This window comes from Nitrobacter sp. Nb-311A (genome assembly GCF_000152905.1).
Classification (GTDB): domain Bacteria; phylum Pseudomonadota; class Alphaproteobacteria; order Rhizobiales; family Xanthobacteraceae; genus Nitrobacter.
Genome location: NZ_AAMY01000046.1, coordinates 1 through 15901, shown reverse-complemented (window position 1 = coordinate 15901; position 15901 = coordinate 1). Strand labels below are relative to the sequence as shown.

Annotated in this window: 9 protein-coding genes, 1 tRNA gene and 4 pseudogenes; 9 read left to right on the top strand and 5 right to left on the bottom strand. The window is 61.8% G+C overall.

Annotation, left to right across the window (positions count from 1 at the left end; translation table 11 throughout):
• Nucleotides 1-106 precede the first annotated feature (106 nt).
• Nucleotides 107-1394: pseudogene (locus NB311A_RS08545) on the top strand (IS110 family transposase).
• Between the two features lie 226 nt (nucleotides 1395-1620).
• Here NB311A_RS08545 and NB311A_RS20420 read toward each other — a convergent pair.
• Nucleotides 1621-2621 (bottom strand): annotated as a pseudogene (locus NB311A_RS20420) (IS3 family transposase); the annotation flags it as partial.
• A gap of 653 nt (nucleotides 2622-3274) precedes the next feature.
• A tRNA-Gln gene (locus NB311A_RS08530) sits at nucleotides 3275-3349 on the bottom strand.
• Nucleotides 3350-3641: 292 nt separating this feature from the next.
• On the opposite strand from NB311A_RS08530, the gene NB311A_RS08525 reads away from it, so the two are divergent.
• The 8 genes and pseudogenes from NB311A_RS08525 to NB311A_RS19700 form a co-directional block, all read left to right on the top strand.
• Complete coding sequence (locus tag NB311A_RS08525; RefSeq protein ID WP_009798119.1) at nucleotides 3642-5423, top strand: acyl-CoA dehydrogenase; 1782 nt, start codon at nucleotides 3642-3644, stop codon at nucleotides 5421-5423.
• Nucleotides 5424-5554: 131 nt separating this feature from the next.
• A complete protein-coding gene (locus NB311A_RS08520) occupies nucleotides 5555-6322 on the top strand; it encodes an enoyl-CoA hydratase-related protein (RefSeq protein WP_040674509.1) in 768 nt (255 codons plus the stop codon).
• Nucleotides 6323-6509: 187 nt separating this feature from the next.
• Nucleotides 6510-7439, top strand: a complete 930-nt coding sequence (locus NB311A_RS08515; RefSeq protein WP_009798117.1) for a histone deacetylase family protein — start codon at nucleotides 6510-6512, stop codon at nucleotides 7437-7439.
• Between the two features lie 80 nt (nucleotides 7440-7519).
• Nucleotides 7520-7771 carry an exodeoxyribonuclease VII small subunit gene (locus tag NB311A_RS08510; RefSeq protein ID WP_009798116.1) on the top strand — a complete coding sequence of 84 codons (252 nt, stop codon included), beginning with the start codon at nucleotides 7520-7522 and terminating at the stop codon, nucleotides 7769-7771.
• Nucleotides 7772-8298: 527 nt separating this feature from the next.
• Nucleotides 8299-10227, top strand: a complete 1929-nt coding sequence (dxs, locus tag NB311A_RS08505) for a 1-deoxy-D-xylulose-5-phosphate synthase (protein ID WP_009798115.1) — start codon at nucleotides 8299-8301, stop codon at nucleotides 10225-10227.
• Between the two features lie 192 nt (nucleotides 10228-10419).
• A complete protein-coding gene (locus NB311A_RS08500) occupies nucleotides 10420-11175 on the top strand; it encodes a TlyA family RNA methyltransferase (RefSeq protein WP_009798114.1) in 756 nt (251 codons plus the stop codon).
• Nucleotides 11168-12436, top strand: a complete 1269-nt coding sequence (locus NB311A_RS08495; RefSeq protein WP_083780424.1) for a class I SAM-dependent RNA methyltransferase — start codon at nucleotides 11168-11170, stop codon at nucleotides 12434-12436. The genes NB311A_RS08500 and NB311A_RS08495 overlap by 8 nt, the downstream gene beginning before the upstream one ends.
• A gap of 112 nt (nucleotides 12437-12548) precedes the next feature.
• Nucleotides 12549-12686 (top strand): annotated as a pseudogene (locus NB311A_RS19700) (IS5/IS1182 family transposase); the annotation flags it as partial.
• An 18-nt stretch (nucleotides 12687-12704) separates the two neighbouring features.
• Here the strand turns inward: NB311A_RS19700 and NB311A_RS08485 are convergent.
• The 3 genes and pseudogenes from NB311A_RS08485 to istA all read right to left on the bottom strand — a co-directional run bounded on the left by NB311A_RS08485 (nucleotide 12705) and on the right by istA (nucleotide 15781).
• Complete coding sequence (locus NB311A_RS08485; protein ID WP_256365411.1) at nucleotides 12705-13424, bottom strand: TonB-dependent receptor domain-containing protein; 720 nt, start codon at nucleotides 13422-13424, stop codon at nucleotides 12705-12707.
• Nucleotides 13420-14283 carry an IS21-like element helper ATPase IstB gene (istB, locus tag NB311A_RS08480; RefSeq protein WP_009796681.1) on the bottom strand — a complete coding sequence of 288 codons (864 nt, stop codon included), beginning with the start codon at nucleotides 14281-14283 and terminating at the stop codon, nucleotides 13420-13422. Before istB ends, NB311A_RS08485 begins: the two co-directional genes overlap by 5 nt.
• Nucleotides 14283-15781 (bottom strand): annotated as a pseudogene (gene istA / locus NB311A_RS08475) (IS21 family transposase). Before istA ends, istB begins: the two are co-directional and overlap by 1 nt.
• Nucleotides 15782-15901 lie beyond the last annotated feature (120 nt).

Here is a 15901-nt window from a genome sequence, read left to right as displayed (position 1 = left end):
GTGCGCGCAGCCTTTCATTGCAAGCGCGCGCCGGTCGAGGTGGCCATGGCCAGTCAAGGTTTCTCTAGAATGTGAATGTTCACAACCCATTCCGGAGAGACCGACCATGACCAGTACAAATGCTATACTCGCCGATGCGGTGTTGGTAGCCATTGATATTGCCAAGGCTTGCAACGAAGTCCTGATCGAGGCCCCTAGCCATAAACGTCGGCGCCGGCTGTCGGTCCTCAACAGCCGTGCGGAGCATGATCGGCTGATCGAAATGCTGCAGGCGTATGGCCGACCTGTGGTCTGCGCTTTTGAGGCGACTGGGAACTATCACCGGCCGATAGCATGGCGGCTGGCTGAAGCGGGTTTTGAGGTGCAGCTGGTGTCGTCGCTGGCGCTCGCCCGGACCCGGGAGGCCTTGCACAACAGCTGGGACAAGAACGATCCTAAGGATGCGCAGGTGATCCTGCACATGCTGAGGATCCGGGCGACGCAGGTCTACCATGATCCGCTGCGCGTCGGCATCAACGACGTGCAGGAACTGTCGAAGACGCATGAAGCGATCGCCAGGGCCAAGACCGAGATCCAGCACCGCATCCTGACGCATTACCTGCCGCTGTATTTTCCCGAGATCGAACGCTTCCGGGGCAACAGCCGCAGCGATTGGTTCTTCGCCTTCCTCGATGCCTTTCCGACGCCGGCAAACATCACGGCGCTGACAAAGGAGGAGTTCGTCAAAGCAGCCTGGGATGTCGTCGGCCGCAAGGTCAGCAAGACGCAGATTCTCATGGATATTTACCAGACGGCGCGTACATCGATTGGACTGCCGTTGCCGCTCGACGCTCCTGCCATCCGCATGTTCCGGATGGTCATTGCCGAAGCACGCAGCCTGATCCGGCAACGCAATGCGATCGAAGCCCAGGCCGACGAACTGCTTCGGCACAGCCAGGATTATCAGCTCCTGCGGCAAATCCCCGGCATCGGGCCGATCAATGCACTGACGGTCATTGCCGAAGCCGGAGATCTTCGCCGCTTCCACCACCATCGCCAGTTTCTCAAGTTCTGCGGACTGGATCTGTCGACCCAGCGGTCCGGCCAATATCGCGGCCAGACCCGGCTTTCGAAGTTTGGCAATGCCAGGCTGCGCCGCACCCTATGGATTGCCGGGCAGGTTGCCATCCGCCAGCGTGAGAACGGCTTCCGGCACAAGTTCGAACGCTACATCGCTAGAGATCGCGACAATCCCGATCTGCGCCGCAAGGCGATGACCGCTATTACCGCCAAGATGGCGCGCGTCGTGCACGCCGTTGTCAAAAGCGGTTCCGATTACCGGCCCTTCGTCGAGGGGCGGGTGCCAGGTGGAAGAACCTCTGTCAGCTAGGGCCGTGAGGGCATCTGTTCGATGACCCTGTAGATAATGTTCGGGTCTTCCGCCTGGATCAGAAGCTCGTGTTGAGGACGGTGAGGGCCGCCTTCGTGCGGACCCTGTGTTTGCTATGGACGAGACCTTTTCCTTTGCCGGCGGAAGCCGCCTGGTTCGACCTTGCGACTTGACCAGCGTCACGCAGCGAGAGCATGCTGGCGAACGGAGAGACTTTGATCGGCTGCTCCACTTCCTTCCGCTCTTAGGACGTTGTCGCTGAGCAGCTTTGGCTTGTGCAGCACCCTGGCGCTGTCGCAGCCTGATGCCGTGAGCGCCAGTTCCAGTGTGTCGGTGACATCCTCGGCCCGCATGGTCGTGCACAGCTTCCAGGCGATGATGTAGCGGGAGAAGTCGTCGAGCACGGTCGACAGATAGACCCAGCCCCAGCCGATGATCTTGAAGTAAGTGAAGTCGGTCTGCCACATCTCGTTGGGCCGCTTCGTCTTGTCCTTGAACTCGTCGGCAGCCTTGATCACCACGAATGCCGGGCTGGTGATGAGATCGTGGGCCTTGAGCAGGCGATAGACGGTGGCTTCCGAGACGAAGTAGCGCTTCTCGTCGGTGAATCGCACCGCCAATTCGCGCGGCGACAGCTCGGATTGCTCCAGCGCCAATTCGATGATCTGAGCCTGGATATTGTCGCCGATGCGGTTCCAGACCCGGCTCGGCCGGGAAGGACGATCCTCCAACGCTTCGGGCCCGCCTTTAAGGTAGCGGTCATACCAGCGGTAGAAGGTGCGCCGAGCAATGCCGAGCTGATCGAGCGTCTTCTTCGCGGGAACATGCGACTGCTCAATCATCCTGATGATCTCGAGCTTCTCGGATGCGGGGTATCTCATTCGTCGTCGCCCCCATCCGCGATCATACTTTTTTTGAGCAGACGGTTCTCCAGCATCAGATCGGCAACCGCCTCTTTCAAGGCACGGGTCTCACGGCGCAGGTCCTGAACTTCACCGGTCGTCGCAGCACGAGCCGTGTCGCCAGCCAGCCGCCGTTTGCCAGCTTCCAGGAATTCCTTCGACCAGGTGTAGTAGAGGCTCTGGGCTATCCCTTCCTTGCGGCACAGCTCGGCGATGCTGTCTTCGCCCCGAAGCCCATCCAGCACGATCCGGATTTTGTCCTCTGATGAAAAGTGCCGCCGCGTCGCACGGCGGATATCTTTGACTACGTGTTCGGCGGAGCGTTTGCCGCCAGTCGACTTCGTGCTCATGTTCGTTCCTTCGTCTGCGACGAGAACCGAACACTCCTTAGATCACACCATCAATTCTGTGCCATAGGTGCTGATCCCGGACAGCCTTGAGCGGAATGCCTTGCGCTTCACAATATTGACGTTGATTCAAGTCGCTACGCTTCCAGGCCTCGTGATGCGCCCGCCAAAAATCCTCGCCTTGACGTCTCCACCCTCGATGTTCGCTCGTCATGCTGTTCTCTCCATCTTCAAATTGAAGACAGGAACAGATCGGGGTCGCTAACGATCGAACAAGGGTGCGAGAAATGGACGCTTACCCTAAAGCTGCTGAAAAGTGGGTCACAATTGTATATAAGTCCCATTATTTGGCCACATCGCTCCGCCCGCAAACCCGATCGAGCCGAGAATTAATGAAAGACGCCTTAAAAAGACGGATTTCCACTATCAGTACAGAAGTAGACTGCCACCCTCCGGCGGCAGTCCGGATCGAACCATGTCTCCAAGCTCAGCTTCCCAAAAACGGGAATATTCGGGGCGATAGCTGGAGATTTTTGGCGTTTCAATTGCCTTTGACCGCGAAAATGGTGTGCGGAGACAAAAGCGAATGCGCAAAAGCCCGCAATTAGCGGGCTTTTCGCTAATTCTTCGGAGATCCCAGAAAATATCGCACTGCGTGGCTGGGGCGGGAGGGATCGAACCTCCGAATGGGGGAATCAAAATCCCCTGCCTTACCGCTTGGCTACGCCCCAACGGCCGAATGCCCGGAATATGGTCTCTCAGGCTGTCGAGCCCCGACGGTCTACAGACAGTATCCCGTCTTTTCAACCGGCCGGGGACGCTTGAAAAAAGTTGGACCCGTTTCAAACCCGCCTTCCCGACGAGGGAAATGGCTGGCGAGGCTGGAGCATGTCCTGGAAAACGGATCGCAGACCCCTTCCTGGAAAGGTTGAGAGCCGCGCGGTTTCGTGGAAAGACCGCTCTTGACTCACAATATGACTGAACGCCGTCCCCTCTGTCGGCCATTGCTCGCGAGGCCCCGTGATGACCTATCGCGCTCCGATCAGCGACATGCTCCTTGCTCTCCATCACGGCGCCGGGCTGAAGTCTGCGGTGGAGGCCGGCCACTACGGCGACTTCGATATTGAGATTACGGCCGCGATACTGGAGGAGGCGGGCCGGTTCGCGAGCGACGTTTTGGCGCCGCTCAACCGCGCCGGAGACCTGCACGGCGCGCGGCTGCAAGACGGGCGCGTAACAACCGCGCCGGGCTGGGCCGACGCCTACAGGCGCTGGACGGCGGCGGGCTGGAACGCTGTCTCGGGGCCGCAGGACTTCGGCGGTCAGGGGCTGCCGCTTGCCATCAACGCCGCCTGCACGGAAATTTGGAGCGCCGCGAATATAGCCTTCGGCCTGTGCCCGCTGCTGACCCTCAGCGCGATCGAAGCGCTCCACACCCATGGCAACGACACGCTGAAAAAAATCTATCTCGAAAAACTGGTATCCGGTGAATGGACCGGCACGATGCAACTGACCGAGCCGCAGGCGGGCTCGGATGTCGGCGCGTTGCGCAGCCGGGCCGAACGCGCAACCGATGGCAGCTACCGCATCTTCGGCACCAAGATCTTCATCACCTATGGCGACCACGACATGACCGACAACATCGTGCATTTCGTGCTTGCGCGACTGCCCGATGCGCCTGATGGCACCAGAGGAATTTCCCTGTTCCTGATTCCGAAATTCGTCGTTGACGCGGACGGCTCGCTCGGCGCGCGCAACGACATCCACGCCAGCGGCATCGAGCACAAGCTGGGTATTCACGCCTCACCGACCTGCACCATGACCATGGGCGATGACGGCGGCGCGATCGGCTATCTGATCGGCGAGGAAAATCGCGGCATGCGGTGCATGTTCACGATGATGAATCAGGCCAGGCTCGCGGTTGGGCTCGAGGGCGTCGGCATCGCGGACCGCGCCTGCCAGCAGGCGCTGGCCTATGCCCTGGAGCGCAGGCAGGGCCGCGCCGCCGGCACGTCAGATGGCATGAGCCCCATCATCGCCCATCCCGACGTCAGGCGCATGCTGATGCAGATGCGCGCGCTCACCGCCGCGGCCCGCGCCATCTGCTACGCCACCGCCGTTTCGCTTGACGTGGCAACGCGCGCGGCCGATCCCGACGTGCGCGCGGCCGCCGCCGCACGCGGCGCGCTGCTGACGCCGATCGCAAAGGCCTTTTCGACGGACATCGGCAACGAGGTCGCATCGTTGGGCATTCAAGTTCACGGCGGCATGGGCTTCATCGAGGAGACCGGCGCGGCGCAGCACTATCGCGACGTGCGCATCACATCGATCTACGAAGGCACCAACGGTATCCAGGCGATCGATCTGGTGACGCGAAAGCTCGCGGCGGATGGCGGCGCAGCGGTGTCGGCGCTGCTCGACGACATGTCGGCGACTGTCCACCGCGTGGAAGCCTTGAACGAGGCTGCATTCGGTACGACCGGCATGAAACTACGCGATGCGCTTGGGTCGCTGGAGCGCGCGGGCAAGTGGCTGCTGGAGCGGCTGGCATCGTCGCCGGACGATGCGCTAGCCGGCGCGACGCCGTATCTGCGGCTGTTCGGATCGACGCTCGGCGGATGCAAACTCGCGGAGGAAGCGCTCGCGGCGCGCGATTCCAGTGAGGGGGCCGGCGACCCTCGCCGTTACATTATGCTGGCGCGCTTCTTCGCCGAGAACGTCGCTGTACAGGCCGCTGCACTGGAGCGCATGGTTATCGACGGCGCCGATGCCGTGAACAACGCCGATACGGTTCTGCCCTCCTAGGCCTTCTCGCTTTTGATAAAGTCCGAGGCGGGGCTCTATGATCTGATTTGGACGCGCTCCTTCACGCGAACCGGTATCCACTTCGCTCGAAAACGCCATGGATCGTGCGGCACGGGACAACGAAACACATCATGACCGGACATGTCACAGTCACAGACAACGACGCCATCCGCGTCATCGCCATGCGCCGCCCGGATAAGAAGAATGCGATCACGCGGGATATGTATCGTGCAATGAGCGCCGCCATCGACGGCGCACAGACAGATCCGGTAATCCGCTGCATCGTTATCACCGGCAACACCGACGTGTTCACGGCGGGCAACGACCTCGACGATTTTCTGAAGGACGGCACTTCCGGCGACGGCGATGGCGTGTCACCCGCTCCCGACGCCGTAAAATTCCTCTACTCGCTGGCGCAAAACACCAAGCCGCTGGTCGCGGCGGTGGAAGGTATCGCCATCGGCATCGGCACCACCCTGCTGTTCCACTGCGACTACGTTCTCGCCAGTAACTCGGCGACGTTCTCGACCCCCTTCATCCATCTCGGTCTGGTCCCGGAAGGCGCATCCAGCCTGCTCGCACCGCCATCAATCGGATATCAGCGCGCCTTCGCCATGCTGGTGATGGGGCGCACCTTCAACGCGAACGAGGCCCGTGAGGCGGGGTTCGTCAATACCGTGGTCGCGCCGGGCGATGCCGCGACCGAGGCGGAAAAGATCGCCCGTGAAATCTGCGCGCTGCCGGCGGAAGCCGTCGCACTTTCGCGCAAGCTTCTGAAAACACCGCCGGAGGAGCTGACGCGCCGGATCGACCTGGAAAGCCGCCTGTTCGGGGAGCGGTTGCGCTCGGAAGAAGCGGTCGCTGCATTCCGGGCATTCTTTGCTCGAAAAAAGCGATGACCGACCGAGGGTGAGAACGAAGTTCCGCAACCTGCATGGAACACGGAAGCGCAGACCGTCGTTCACCCGCTTTTGCCCTGCCAATTGATCGTGCGTTGGCGGTAACGGAACACTTTCGTAACCTTACACAACCCGGTACATTGGCTTTCGCTGCCGCGCGATGCCCGCATGGCGGTCAGGATACTGCATGACCACGCTGGTTCTCACGCATGCCGCCAGTCTCAATCACCTGACGCCGCCCGGTCACCCGGAGCGGCCGGATCGGATCCGCGTCATCGATGAGGTGCTGACCGCGGATCCCTTCAGGGGTCTGACGCGCGGCGAAGCCCCCGAAGGATCCCTGGATTCAGTCGCCCTCTGCCATAACGAGCATTATATCGCGGAACTCCGGCATCTCTCGCCGACGAATGGTCTGGTTTATCTCGACAGCGATACTTCGATGTCGCCGGGGACCTGGGAGGCGGCGATGCGCGGCGTCGGCGGGGCGATCGCAGCCACCGAAGCCGTCATCGCCGGCGATGCGAGCAACGCATTCGTCGCCACGCGTCCGCCCGGACATCATGCGGAGACCGGCAGGGCGATGGGCTTCTGCCTTTTCGATCAGGCCGCGATCGCGGCGCGGCATGCCCAGCGCAAGCACGGGATCGATCGCGTGGCGGTGGTGGATTTCGACGTGCATCACGGCAACGGCACGCAGGATATTTTCTGGGCCGACCGATCGGTCATGTACTGCTCGACGCACCAGATGCCGCTGTTCCCGGGCAGCGGCGCCAGCAGCGAACGCGGCGATCACGACACCATCGTCAATGCGCCGCTGGCGTCCGGCGACGGCGGTGCCAAATTTCGTTCCGCGTTCGAGAACCTTATCCTGCCCCGGCTGGAAAAATTCGCGCCCGAACTGTTGGTTATCTCCGCTGGCTTCGACGCGCACAGTCGCGATCCGTTGGCGACTCTCAATCTGGCCGCGAGCGATTTCGGATGGGTGACCCGCAAATTGATGGATATCGCTCACGCGACAGCTGGTGGCCGAATTGTCTCGGTACTCGAGGGCGGTTATGATCTAAAAGGATTGCAGGATTCTGTGGCCGCGCATGTCGCCGCATTGATGGGCGCGTGACATTGTGCCGCGATATTCCCGAGAAGCCTGATAAATCCGTTCAATAAATCCGTTCAACCAATCGAGTCCGGAAGACCCAGATGGCCGAAAAAGCCCCTGCTGACGTGAACATGCTTTCCTTCGAACATGCTATTGAGGAACTCGAATCGATCGTCAAGCGCCTTGAGGATGGCAAGGTCGCGCTCGAGGAATCGGTCGCGATCTATGAGCGCGGAGAGGCGTTGAAACGGCGCTGTGAGGAGCTGCTGCGCCGGGCGGAAGCCAGGGTGGAGAAAATCACCACGGACGCTTCCGGACAGGTCACAGGCACGGAGCCCCTCGACGTCCAGTGAGCACCTGCGCCGCAGGAAAGGGCGAGAGATAGGCGTCCTCTTCATAAAGGTCTTCGGAAGGACGTCGTGTTAAGTGTTATTAAGAGCCCCATTTTGAAATGAATTGTCATCATTATTGTCACCCCGCGGCGGCTTCGACGGCTGCAACCCACGCTCGTCGACCACGTTAACGTTTCGGCAGGCCGATTCAGGAACTCTTGGACCTGCGGCGGCGCCTTCTCCGCATGAGTTGACGGGCTGGCCGTTGGCTTTGGCGGCGGGTTTGGTGTAAATGCTTCTGGAACGATGCCAACCGGCCCTGCAGCCGCGGCTCAAGTGGAGTAAGTGTTTCAAGAAACTTGCAGAAAATGATTGGACTACGAGATCCGATAAATAGTGACGTTTATCACATTCCCGGCCGGAGCATCCAGGTAAACTTCGGACTCACGTTTCTCAGCGCGGGGTTTCGTGGCTCTTGGATGCCTGCTGCGTGACCACGCCAGCATCCGTTCGCCGCTCCCCGGACATGCAAGATTGGAAATGTCGCAGTGACTGCTTTCAATAAGACACCGCTTCTTGACACTATTCGCACCCCCGCCGACTTGCGCAAGCTCAAGGTGGAGCAGCTCCGGCAGATAGCGGACGAGTTGCGCCTGGAGACCATCGATGCGGTTTCGGTGACGGGCGGGCATTTCGGCGCCGGTCTCGGCGTGGTCGAGCTGACCACGGCGATCCACTATATCTTCGATACCCCGCGCGACCGGCTCATCTGGGACGTCGGCCATCAGGCTTATCCGCACAAGATCCTGACCGGCCGTCGCGACCGCATCCGCACGCTGCGCACCGGCGGTGGCCTGTCCGGATTCACCAAACGCACTGAAAGCGACTACGACCCGTTCGGTGCCGCGCATTCCTCGACCTCGATCTCGGCCAGCCTCGGCATGGCGGTGGCGCGCGACCTCTCCGGCGGCAAAAATAACGTCATCGCCGTAATCGGCGATGGCGCGATGTCCGCTGGCATGGCGTATGAGGCAATGAACAATGCCGGCGCGATGAACTCGCGGCTGATCGTCATCCTCAACGACAACGACATGTCGATCGCGCCGCCGGTCGGTGCGATGTCCGCCTATTTGTCACGGCTATACTCCGGCAAGACCTACCGATCGCTGCGCGAAGCCGCCAAGCAACTCGGCAAGCACCTGCCGAAGATGATTGCTGACCGCGCCGAACGCGTCGAGGAATATTCGCGCGGCTTCATGACCAACAGCGGCACGCTGTTTGAGGAACTCGGTTTCTACTATGTCGGCCCGATCGATGGCCACAACCTCGACCATCTGCTGCCGGTGCTGAAGAACGTCCGCGACATGGAGAACGGCCCGATCCTGGTTCACGTTGTGACCCAGAAGGGCAAGGGCTATCCGCCCGCCGAGGCCGCTGCCGACAAGTATCACGCTGTGGTCAAGTTCGACGTCTCCACCGGCGCGCAGTCCAAATCCAAACCAAACGCGCCCGCCTATCAGAACGTGTTCGGGCAGAGCCTCGTCAAGGAAGCCGAGAAGGACGACAGGATCGTCGCCATCACCGCGGCGATGCCGTCCGGCACCGGCGTGGACATCTTCAACAAGGCCTTTCCGGAGCGAACCTTCGACGTCGGCATCGCCGAGCAGCACGCTGTGACTTTCGCCGCCGGCCTCGCCACCGAGGGCTTCAAGCCGTTCTGCGCGATCTATTCGACATTCCTGCAACGTGGTTATGATCAGGTCGTGCACGACGTCGCGATCCAGTCGCTCCCGGTGCGCTTCGCCATCGACCGCGCCGGCCTCGTCGGCGCCGACGGCGCGACACACGCCGGCTCGTTCGACAACGCGTTTCTCGGCTGCCTGCCGAACATGGTCATCATGGCGGCAGCCGATGAATCCGAACTGGTGCACATGGTGGCGACGCAGGTCGCCATCAACGACCGCCCGAGCGCGGTGCGCTATCCCCGAGGCGAAGGCCGCGGTGTGGAAATGCCGGAAGTCGGCGTTCCGCTTCCGATCGGCAAGGGCCGCATCGTCCGTCAGGGCAGCAAGATCGCGCTGCTATCCTTCGGCACCCGCCTCGCCGAATGCGAAAAGGCGGCCGACGAGCTTGCCGCGCACGGCCTGTCCACCACCGTCGCCGACGCCCGCTTCATGAAGCCGCTGGATGAGGATCTGGTGTTGAGGCTCGCGCGGGATCACGACGTGCTGGTCACGATCGAGGAAGGATCGATCGGGGGCTTCGGCGCGCATGTGTTGCAGACGCTGACGGACAACGGGGCGTTGGACACAGGTCTGGTGCGAGTACGTTCGATGATCCTGCCGGACGAGTTTCTCGACCACGATACTCCGGCCGCGATGTACGCCCGCGCCGGGCTCGACGCCAAGGGCATCGTCGCCAAGGTGTTCGAGGCGCTCGGCAAGGACGTCAACACCGAGACCGTCAAGCTGGCCTGAGCACCCCCTGATGCGCTCGTATCATTACGAGCTCGCGACAAAATTGGCCCTTGCCAATTTTACGCTGGAGGCAAGCGATCCAGCACGGCAAGCGAAGATGCGACTGCTTCATCGCAAGCGCTCTTCGCGATAGAGACAAGATCCTCCGCGCATCGGATCGGTTTCCGGCCAGCCTCAAGGGTTGAGCTCACCATGGCGAAGCGCGACAAAACCGAACCCCGCCCCCGCAAGCGCGCCGACGTTCTGCTCGTCGAGCGCGGCCTGTTCGAAAGTCGGGCGCGGGCTCAAGCCGCGATCCAGGCGGGGTTCGTTACCGCCGACGGAAAAGCTGTGACAAAAATTTCCGAGACGATTGACGTCAATGCGGCGATCGAGGCGCAACCCGCGCACCCCTACGTATCGCGTGGCGGCGTGAAGCTTGCCGGTGCGCTCGCGAGGTATCCGATCGGAATAGAAAACCATGTCTGCCTTGACGTCGGCGCCTCGACCGGCGGCTTCACCGAGGTGCTGCTAAACGAGGGTGCGTCGCTGGTGTTCGCCGTCGATGTCGGCCGCGATCAACTGCATCCGAGCCTGCGCAACCATCCCCGGGTGGTATCGATGGAGTCCACCGACATCCGCTCGCTGGAGGGCAAACGGCTGCCGCAGCGGCCAGATATGGTGGTGATGGATGCGAGCTTCATTTCGCTGAAAGCCATCCTGCCGGTGACGCTGGCGCTGGCGGCGGCGCCGATGCATCTGCTCGCGTTGATCAAGCCGCAATTCGAGGCGCCGCGCACCGCGATCAAGAAAGGCATTGTCCGCGACGCGGCGGTGCATCGGGCGGTGTGCAACGATATCGCTGCCTTCGCGGCGACTCTGGGGTGCAGCAATATCGAGATTTTTCCCTCCCCGATCACGGGTGGCGACGGCAACATCGAATTCTTCCTCGGCGCCCGCCGTGGCTAGGCAGGACCTTCAAATCGGCAGCACGAAGCGCCTGACCATCGATCACGTCGGCCATCGCGGCGATGGCGTCGCCCTGACCGACGACGGCAACGTCTATGTCGCCTACACACTGGGCGGAGAAACCGTGGAGATCGAACCGCTCGACGGCCAGGCCGGCCGCGCGCGCCTCCTCCGCATCGAAACAGCGAGCCCGGACCGGATTGTCCCGTTCTGTGCTCATTTTGGCGCGTGCGGAGGCTGTGCGATCCAGCACTGGCGGCCGCAGGCTTACCGCGCCTGGAAGCGGCAGATCGTGATCGACACGCTGGCGCGAGCCCGCATCGATTGTGAGGTGGACGACCTTATCGACGCCCATGGCGCCGGCCGCAGGCGGATCACCCTCCATGCCCGGAGCGACGGCGGCAGGCTGCGCGTGGGCTTCGCCGCGCCGAACAGCCATGCGATCATGCCGATCGATGCCTGCCCGGTGCTCGACCCCGCCCTTCACGGCGCGATCGATGCCGCGCGCGAACTGGCCGTGGCGCTGAAGCCCGCGAACAAGCCGCTCGATATCCAGGTGACCGCCACCTGCAATGGCCTCGATGTCGACGTGCGCGGTTCCGGACAACTGCCGGCTGCGTTGATCGCAACACTATCGCGCGTCGCGGAGGCGCATCGGCTGGCGCGGTTGACCCGCCACGGCGAACTGGTGCTGATGCGCGCGTCTCCGGCGATCGAGATCGGCGCGGCGCGTCTTGTCCTGCCGCCGGGTTCGTTCCTGCAAGCGACCGTGGCAGGCGAGGAAGCGCTGGCTGCGCTGGTCGCCGCGCATTGCGGCAAGGCCAGACATATCGGCGATCTGTTCTGCGGTGTCGGCCCATTCGCGCTGCGACTCGCGGTCCGGGCGCGGGTCGCAGCCTTCGACAGCAATGCGGCGGCGGTGGCGGCGCTGCAAAAGGCCGCGGACACTGCCTCCGGGCTGAAGCCGATCAGGGCCGAGACCCGCGACCTGTTCCGCCGCCCGCTGGTGGCGCAGGAGCTGCGCGATATCGACGCCGTTATCTTCGATCCGCCGCGGCAGGGTGCGGAGGCGCAAAGCAAACACCTCGCAGCCAGCAGGATTCCCGTCATTGTCGCGGTGTCGTGCAGCGCGGCAACGTTTACGCGTGACGCGCGCGTCCTCATCGACGGCGGCTACAGTCTGGAGACCGTAACGCCTGTCGACCAATTCCGGCATTCGCCGCATGTGGAGCTGGTCGCGAAATTCGTGCGCCGACGTTGAGTCCCAGACCCGAGAGTCTGTTTCAACTGCGTTGAATCAGACTCGTCGCTTATCTTTTTTGTTTGAGCATGCCCTGGCCACAGGTGGCAACACGGCGAAGCGCCGTCGTAGCCACCGCGCTCGTCACCTCATCGAGAACGCCTTCTGCCGCCTTAAAGACTTCCGCCGTGTCGCAACCCGCTACGACAAGCTGGCAGCCAACTTCCTGTCAGGCGTGGCGCTCGCCACCGCTATCGCCTTCTGGCTCTGAATGAGTCTGAACCCTAACCTAGAAATGATATTCCAATCCCGCATAAACTGTTCGTCCGGCCGCCGGGAAGCCAACCGCGTACTCGTAAACGCTGTTGAATAGGTTGGTAGCACGCACGTAGCCGCTGATGCCGTTGCCAAAGTATTGGTGGATACGTGCGTTGACCACTGCATATTCCGGAATCGTTTGCCGCACGGCGGCGTTTGATCTCGAACCGACCGACTGGTCCATGAAATAGGAAAGGTCGCTCGACACCTGAAAGCCGGGATAGGGTTCATAGGCAACCAAAAGATTGACCACCTGACGCGGCCGATAGTCCACAGGCAATCCCGAGGACGGATAGCGCATATCGAGATAGGTATAACCGGGCCTAAACATCAGTGTTGGTAATGGCGAAAAGGAACCTGAAACCTGGAATCCGGTGATGTTGACGTCACGGTTGACAAAGACTTGGTTAAGCTGGTCGTTGAGAATGAAATTGCTCACATCGTTGCGGAATGCGCTTGCACGCAACTGTGCTTTCGGCGCGACCGACCATGCGAGGCCCGCCTCATAATTGTCCGACTGTTCGGGACGAAGCGTAACGTTGCCCTGCTGTGGGTTGAAGAGCTGGTCGATAGTCGGAAAACGAACCTTGCGAGCATAAGTACCGAAGGCGAGCAGATTTGACGTCAGATCGTAGCCAATGCTCGTCATCCATTGCGCGCCCGTGTTCGTTGTATCCGGACGCTTGTCAATCGGCTCGCAAATTTGACCCCGTATCGGCGTTCAATTTTGACCCCTTCGCGCGGCGTGGTTTGAGGGTAGCGCTCGACTCGTCGGAGCTGGCCGGGATTGCGGAGACGAGACGAGCGCGGGTGGCGTGATCGTCGTCGCGGCTTTTGAAGCGCCAGCTGTCGTTACCGGTTTCGACGATGTCGCAGTGGTGGGTCAACCGGTCGAGCAGCGCGGTGGTCATCTTGGCGTCGCCGAACACGCTGGGCCATTCGCCGAAGGCGAGATTGGTGGTGACGATGACGGAAGCACGCTCGTAGAGCCGGCTGACGAGATGGAACAGCAACTGGCCGCCGGATTGGGCAAAGGGCAGATATCCGAGTTCGTCGAGCACGATGAAGTCCATCCGGGTCAGATGTTCGGCAAGCCGGCCCTGACGTCCGTTACGGGTCTCGATCTCGAGGCGATTGACGAGGTCGACCACGTTGTAGAAGCGACCGCGGGCGCCGGATCGGATGCAGCTTCTGGCGATTGCGATGGCCAGGTGGGTTTTGCCTGTGCCGGTGCCGCCGACGAGCACGACGTTGCGCTGCTGGGCGATGAAGCCGCCGCCGGCGAGATCATTGACGAGCGTCTGATTGATCGGCGTGCCTTCGAACTGGAAGTCATCGAGATCCTTGGCCAATGGCAGCTTGGCGATGGTGAGCTGGTACTTGATCGACCGCGCCTGCTTCTCGTTGATCTCGGCGCTGAGCAGGTCGCCGACGATGTGCTGAGGTTCGTGCTGGCGCTTGACGGCCGTCGCCATGATCTCGTCGAAGGCAGCCCTCATTCCGTAGAGTTTGAGCTCACCCATGAGGTCGAAGATTTGGGTTCGTTCCATCAGATGGTCCTCCGGAGGTTGTCGTAACGGGCGCAATCGGCGATCGGCGCATGGCGGAGCGTCAGTGCCGCCGGCGTCATAATGTTGGCCGGTGCAGCGGGTTCGCGTTGGCGAGCCAGGATGTTGAGAACGACGTCAGCGGAATGAACGCCATGAGCGATCGCCTCGGCGCAGGCGGCTTCGACCGCCGACAAACCGTCCGTCAGCACCGCATTGAGGATGTCGACCATCTGTCGATTGCCGTCGTCGGTGCTGGCGAGCCTGCGCCGGATCCGTTCGATCGCGGCCGGCAACACCCAGTCCTTGAAGGGTGCGCCGTTACGTAAGGCCCCGGGTTTGCGCGCGAGCACCGGCACGTAGTGCCAGGGATTGTAGGTCGTCTCGCCGCGTCCGAACGATCGCGGATGCTCCGCAACGATGCGCCCGTCCTGACGGATCACGATGCGATCGGCATAGGCTTGAACTTCGACCGGGCGCCCGACGGCGCTGGCAGCGACCGAGTATTTGTTGTTGTCGAAGCGCACCAGGCAGGTCTTCGAGACCGATGCCGGCACCGCGTGGAATCCGTCGAACCGGCCAGCATAGGGAACGAGCTTGGGCCGCTCGGCTTCGAACACCTCCCAGACCGTCTGTTCGGCCAGTTCTGGATGTCGGTGCGCCTTGGCGTAGGCGATGCACTTATCCAGAAGCCACGCGTTCAACTAGTCCAGGGTTTTGAACCGCAGCCGTGGCGTGAAGAACCGTTCCCGGACCAGCCCGACCTGGTTCTTGACCTGACCCTTCTCCCAGCCCGACGCCGGCGTGCAGGCGACCGGATCGATCAGATAGTGGGTGCACATCTGCAGGAAGCGGCGATTGTAGCGGCGATCCTTGCCGACGAAGATCGTCTCTACCGCCGTCTTCATGTTGTCGTAGATGCCGCGGCTGCAGGTACCCTGAACAGTGCGAACGCCCGGTCGTGGGCGTCGAATACCATCTCCTGCGTCTCCCGCGGATAGGCCCGCACGAACAGCATGCGGCTGTGGCACAGCCGGACATGAGCGACCTTCACGATCGCCGTCACGCCGTTGAGGAGAACGATCTCATGGCTCCAGTCGAACTGGTAGGCTTCGCCCGCCGCAAAGCTCAACGGAACATAGGCCGCCGCGGTCGATTGCCCGCGCTCCTTGCTCCAACGCCTGGCGTAACGCCGTACGGCATCGTAGCCGCCGTCATAGCCGCGTCCGCGCAACTCTTCGAAGATCCGGATCAGCGTCAGCTGTTCGCGAGCCGATTTGGCCGCGTTCGCCGCCAGCAGTTCATCAAGCTCCGCCGCCCAACGCCCGAGTTTGGGGCGCGGCTGGATCGAACGCTCATACTCGAACAAGGTCTTGCCCGACCTCAGCACCTTCCGGACCGTGTTCCGCGACACCTTCAGGTCACGGGCGATCTCCTTGATCGTCTTGCCCTTGATGAAGTGTTCGCGCCGTATCCGCGCAATCGTCTCCACGATCAGCATCCCCGACCACCTGCTTCATGACAAAGCAGGCAGCGCAACAGCCAACCTGTAGGGGGTCAATTTTGGACGCCGATCCCCCGGCTTACGGGGTCAATTTTGCATGCCGAATGACAAAGAAGG

Excerpts from the sequence above, each read along its gene's own strand:
- istB (WP_009796681.1), bottom strand. The coding sequence starts at position 14,283 with ATGGAACGAACCCAAATCTTCGACCTCATGGGTGAGCTCAAACTCTAC.
- NB311A_RS08520 (WP_040674509.1), top strand. The coding sequence starts at position 5,555 with ATGACCGGACATGTCACAGTCACAGACAACGACGCCATCCGCGTCATC.
- NB311A_RS08500 (WP_009798114.1), top strand. The coding sequence starts at position 10,420 with ATGGCGAAGCGCGACAAAACCGAACCCCGCCCCCGCAAGCGCGCCGAC.
- NB311A_RS08510 (WP_009798116.1), top strand. The coding sequence starts at position 7,520 with ATGGCCGAAAAAGCCCCTGCTGACGTGAACATGCTTTCCTTCGAACAT.
- NB311A_RS08525 (WP_009798119.1), top strand. The coding sequence starts at position 3,642 with ATGACCTATCGCGCTCCGATCAGCGACATGCTCCTTGCTCTCCATCAC.
- NB311A_RS08515 (WP_009798117.1), top strand. The coding sequence starts at position 6,510 with ATGACCACGCTGGTTCTCACGCATGCCGCCAGTCTCAATCACCTGACG.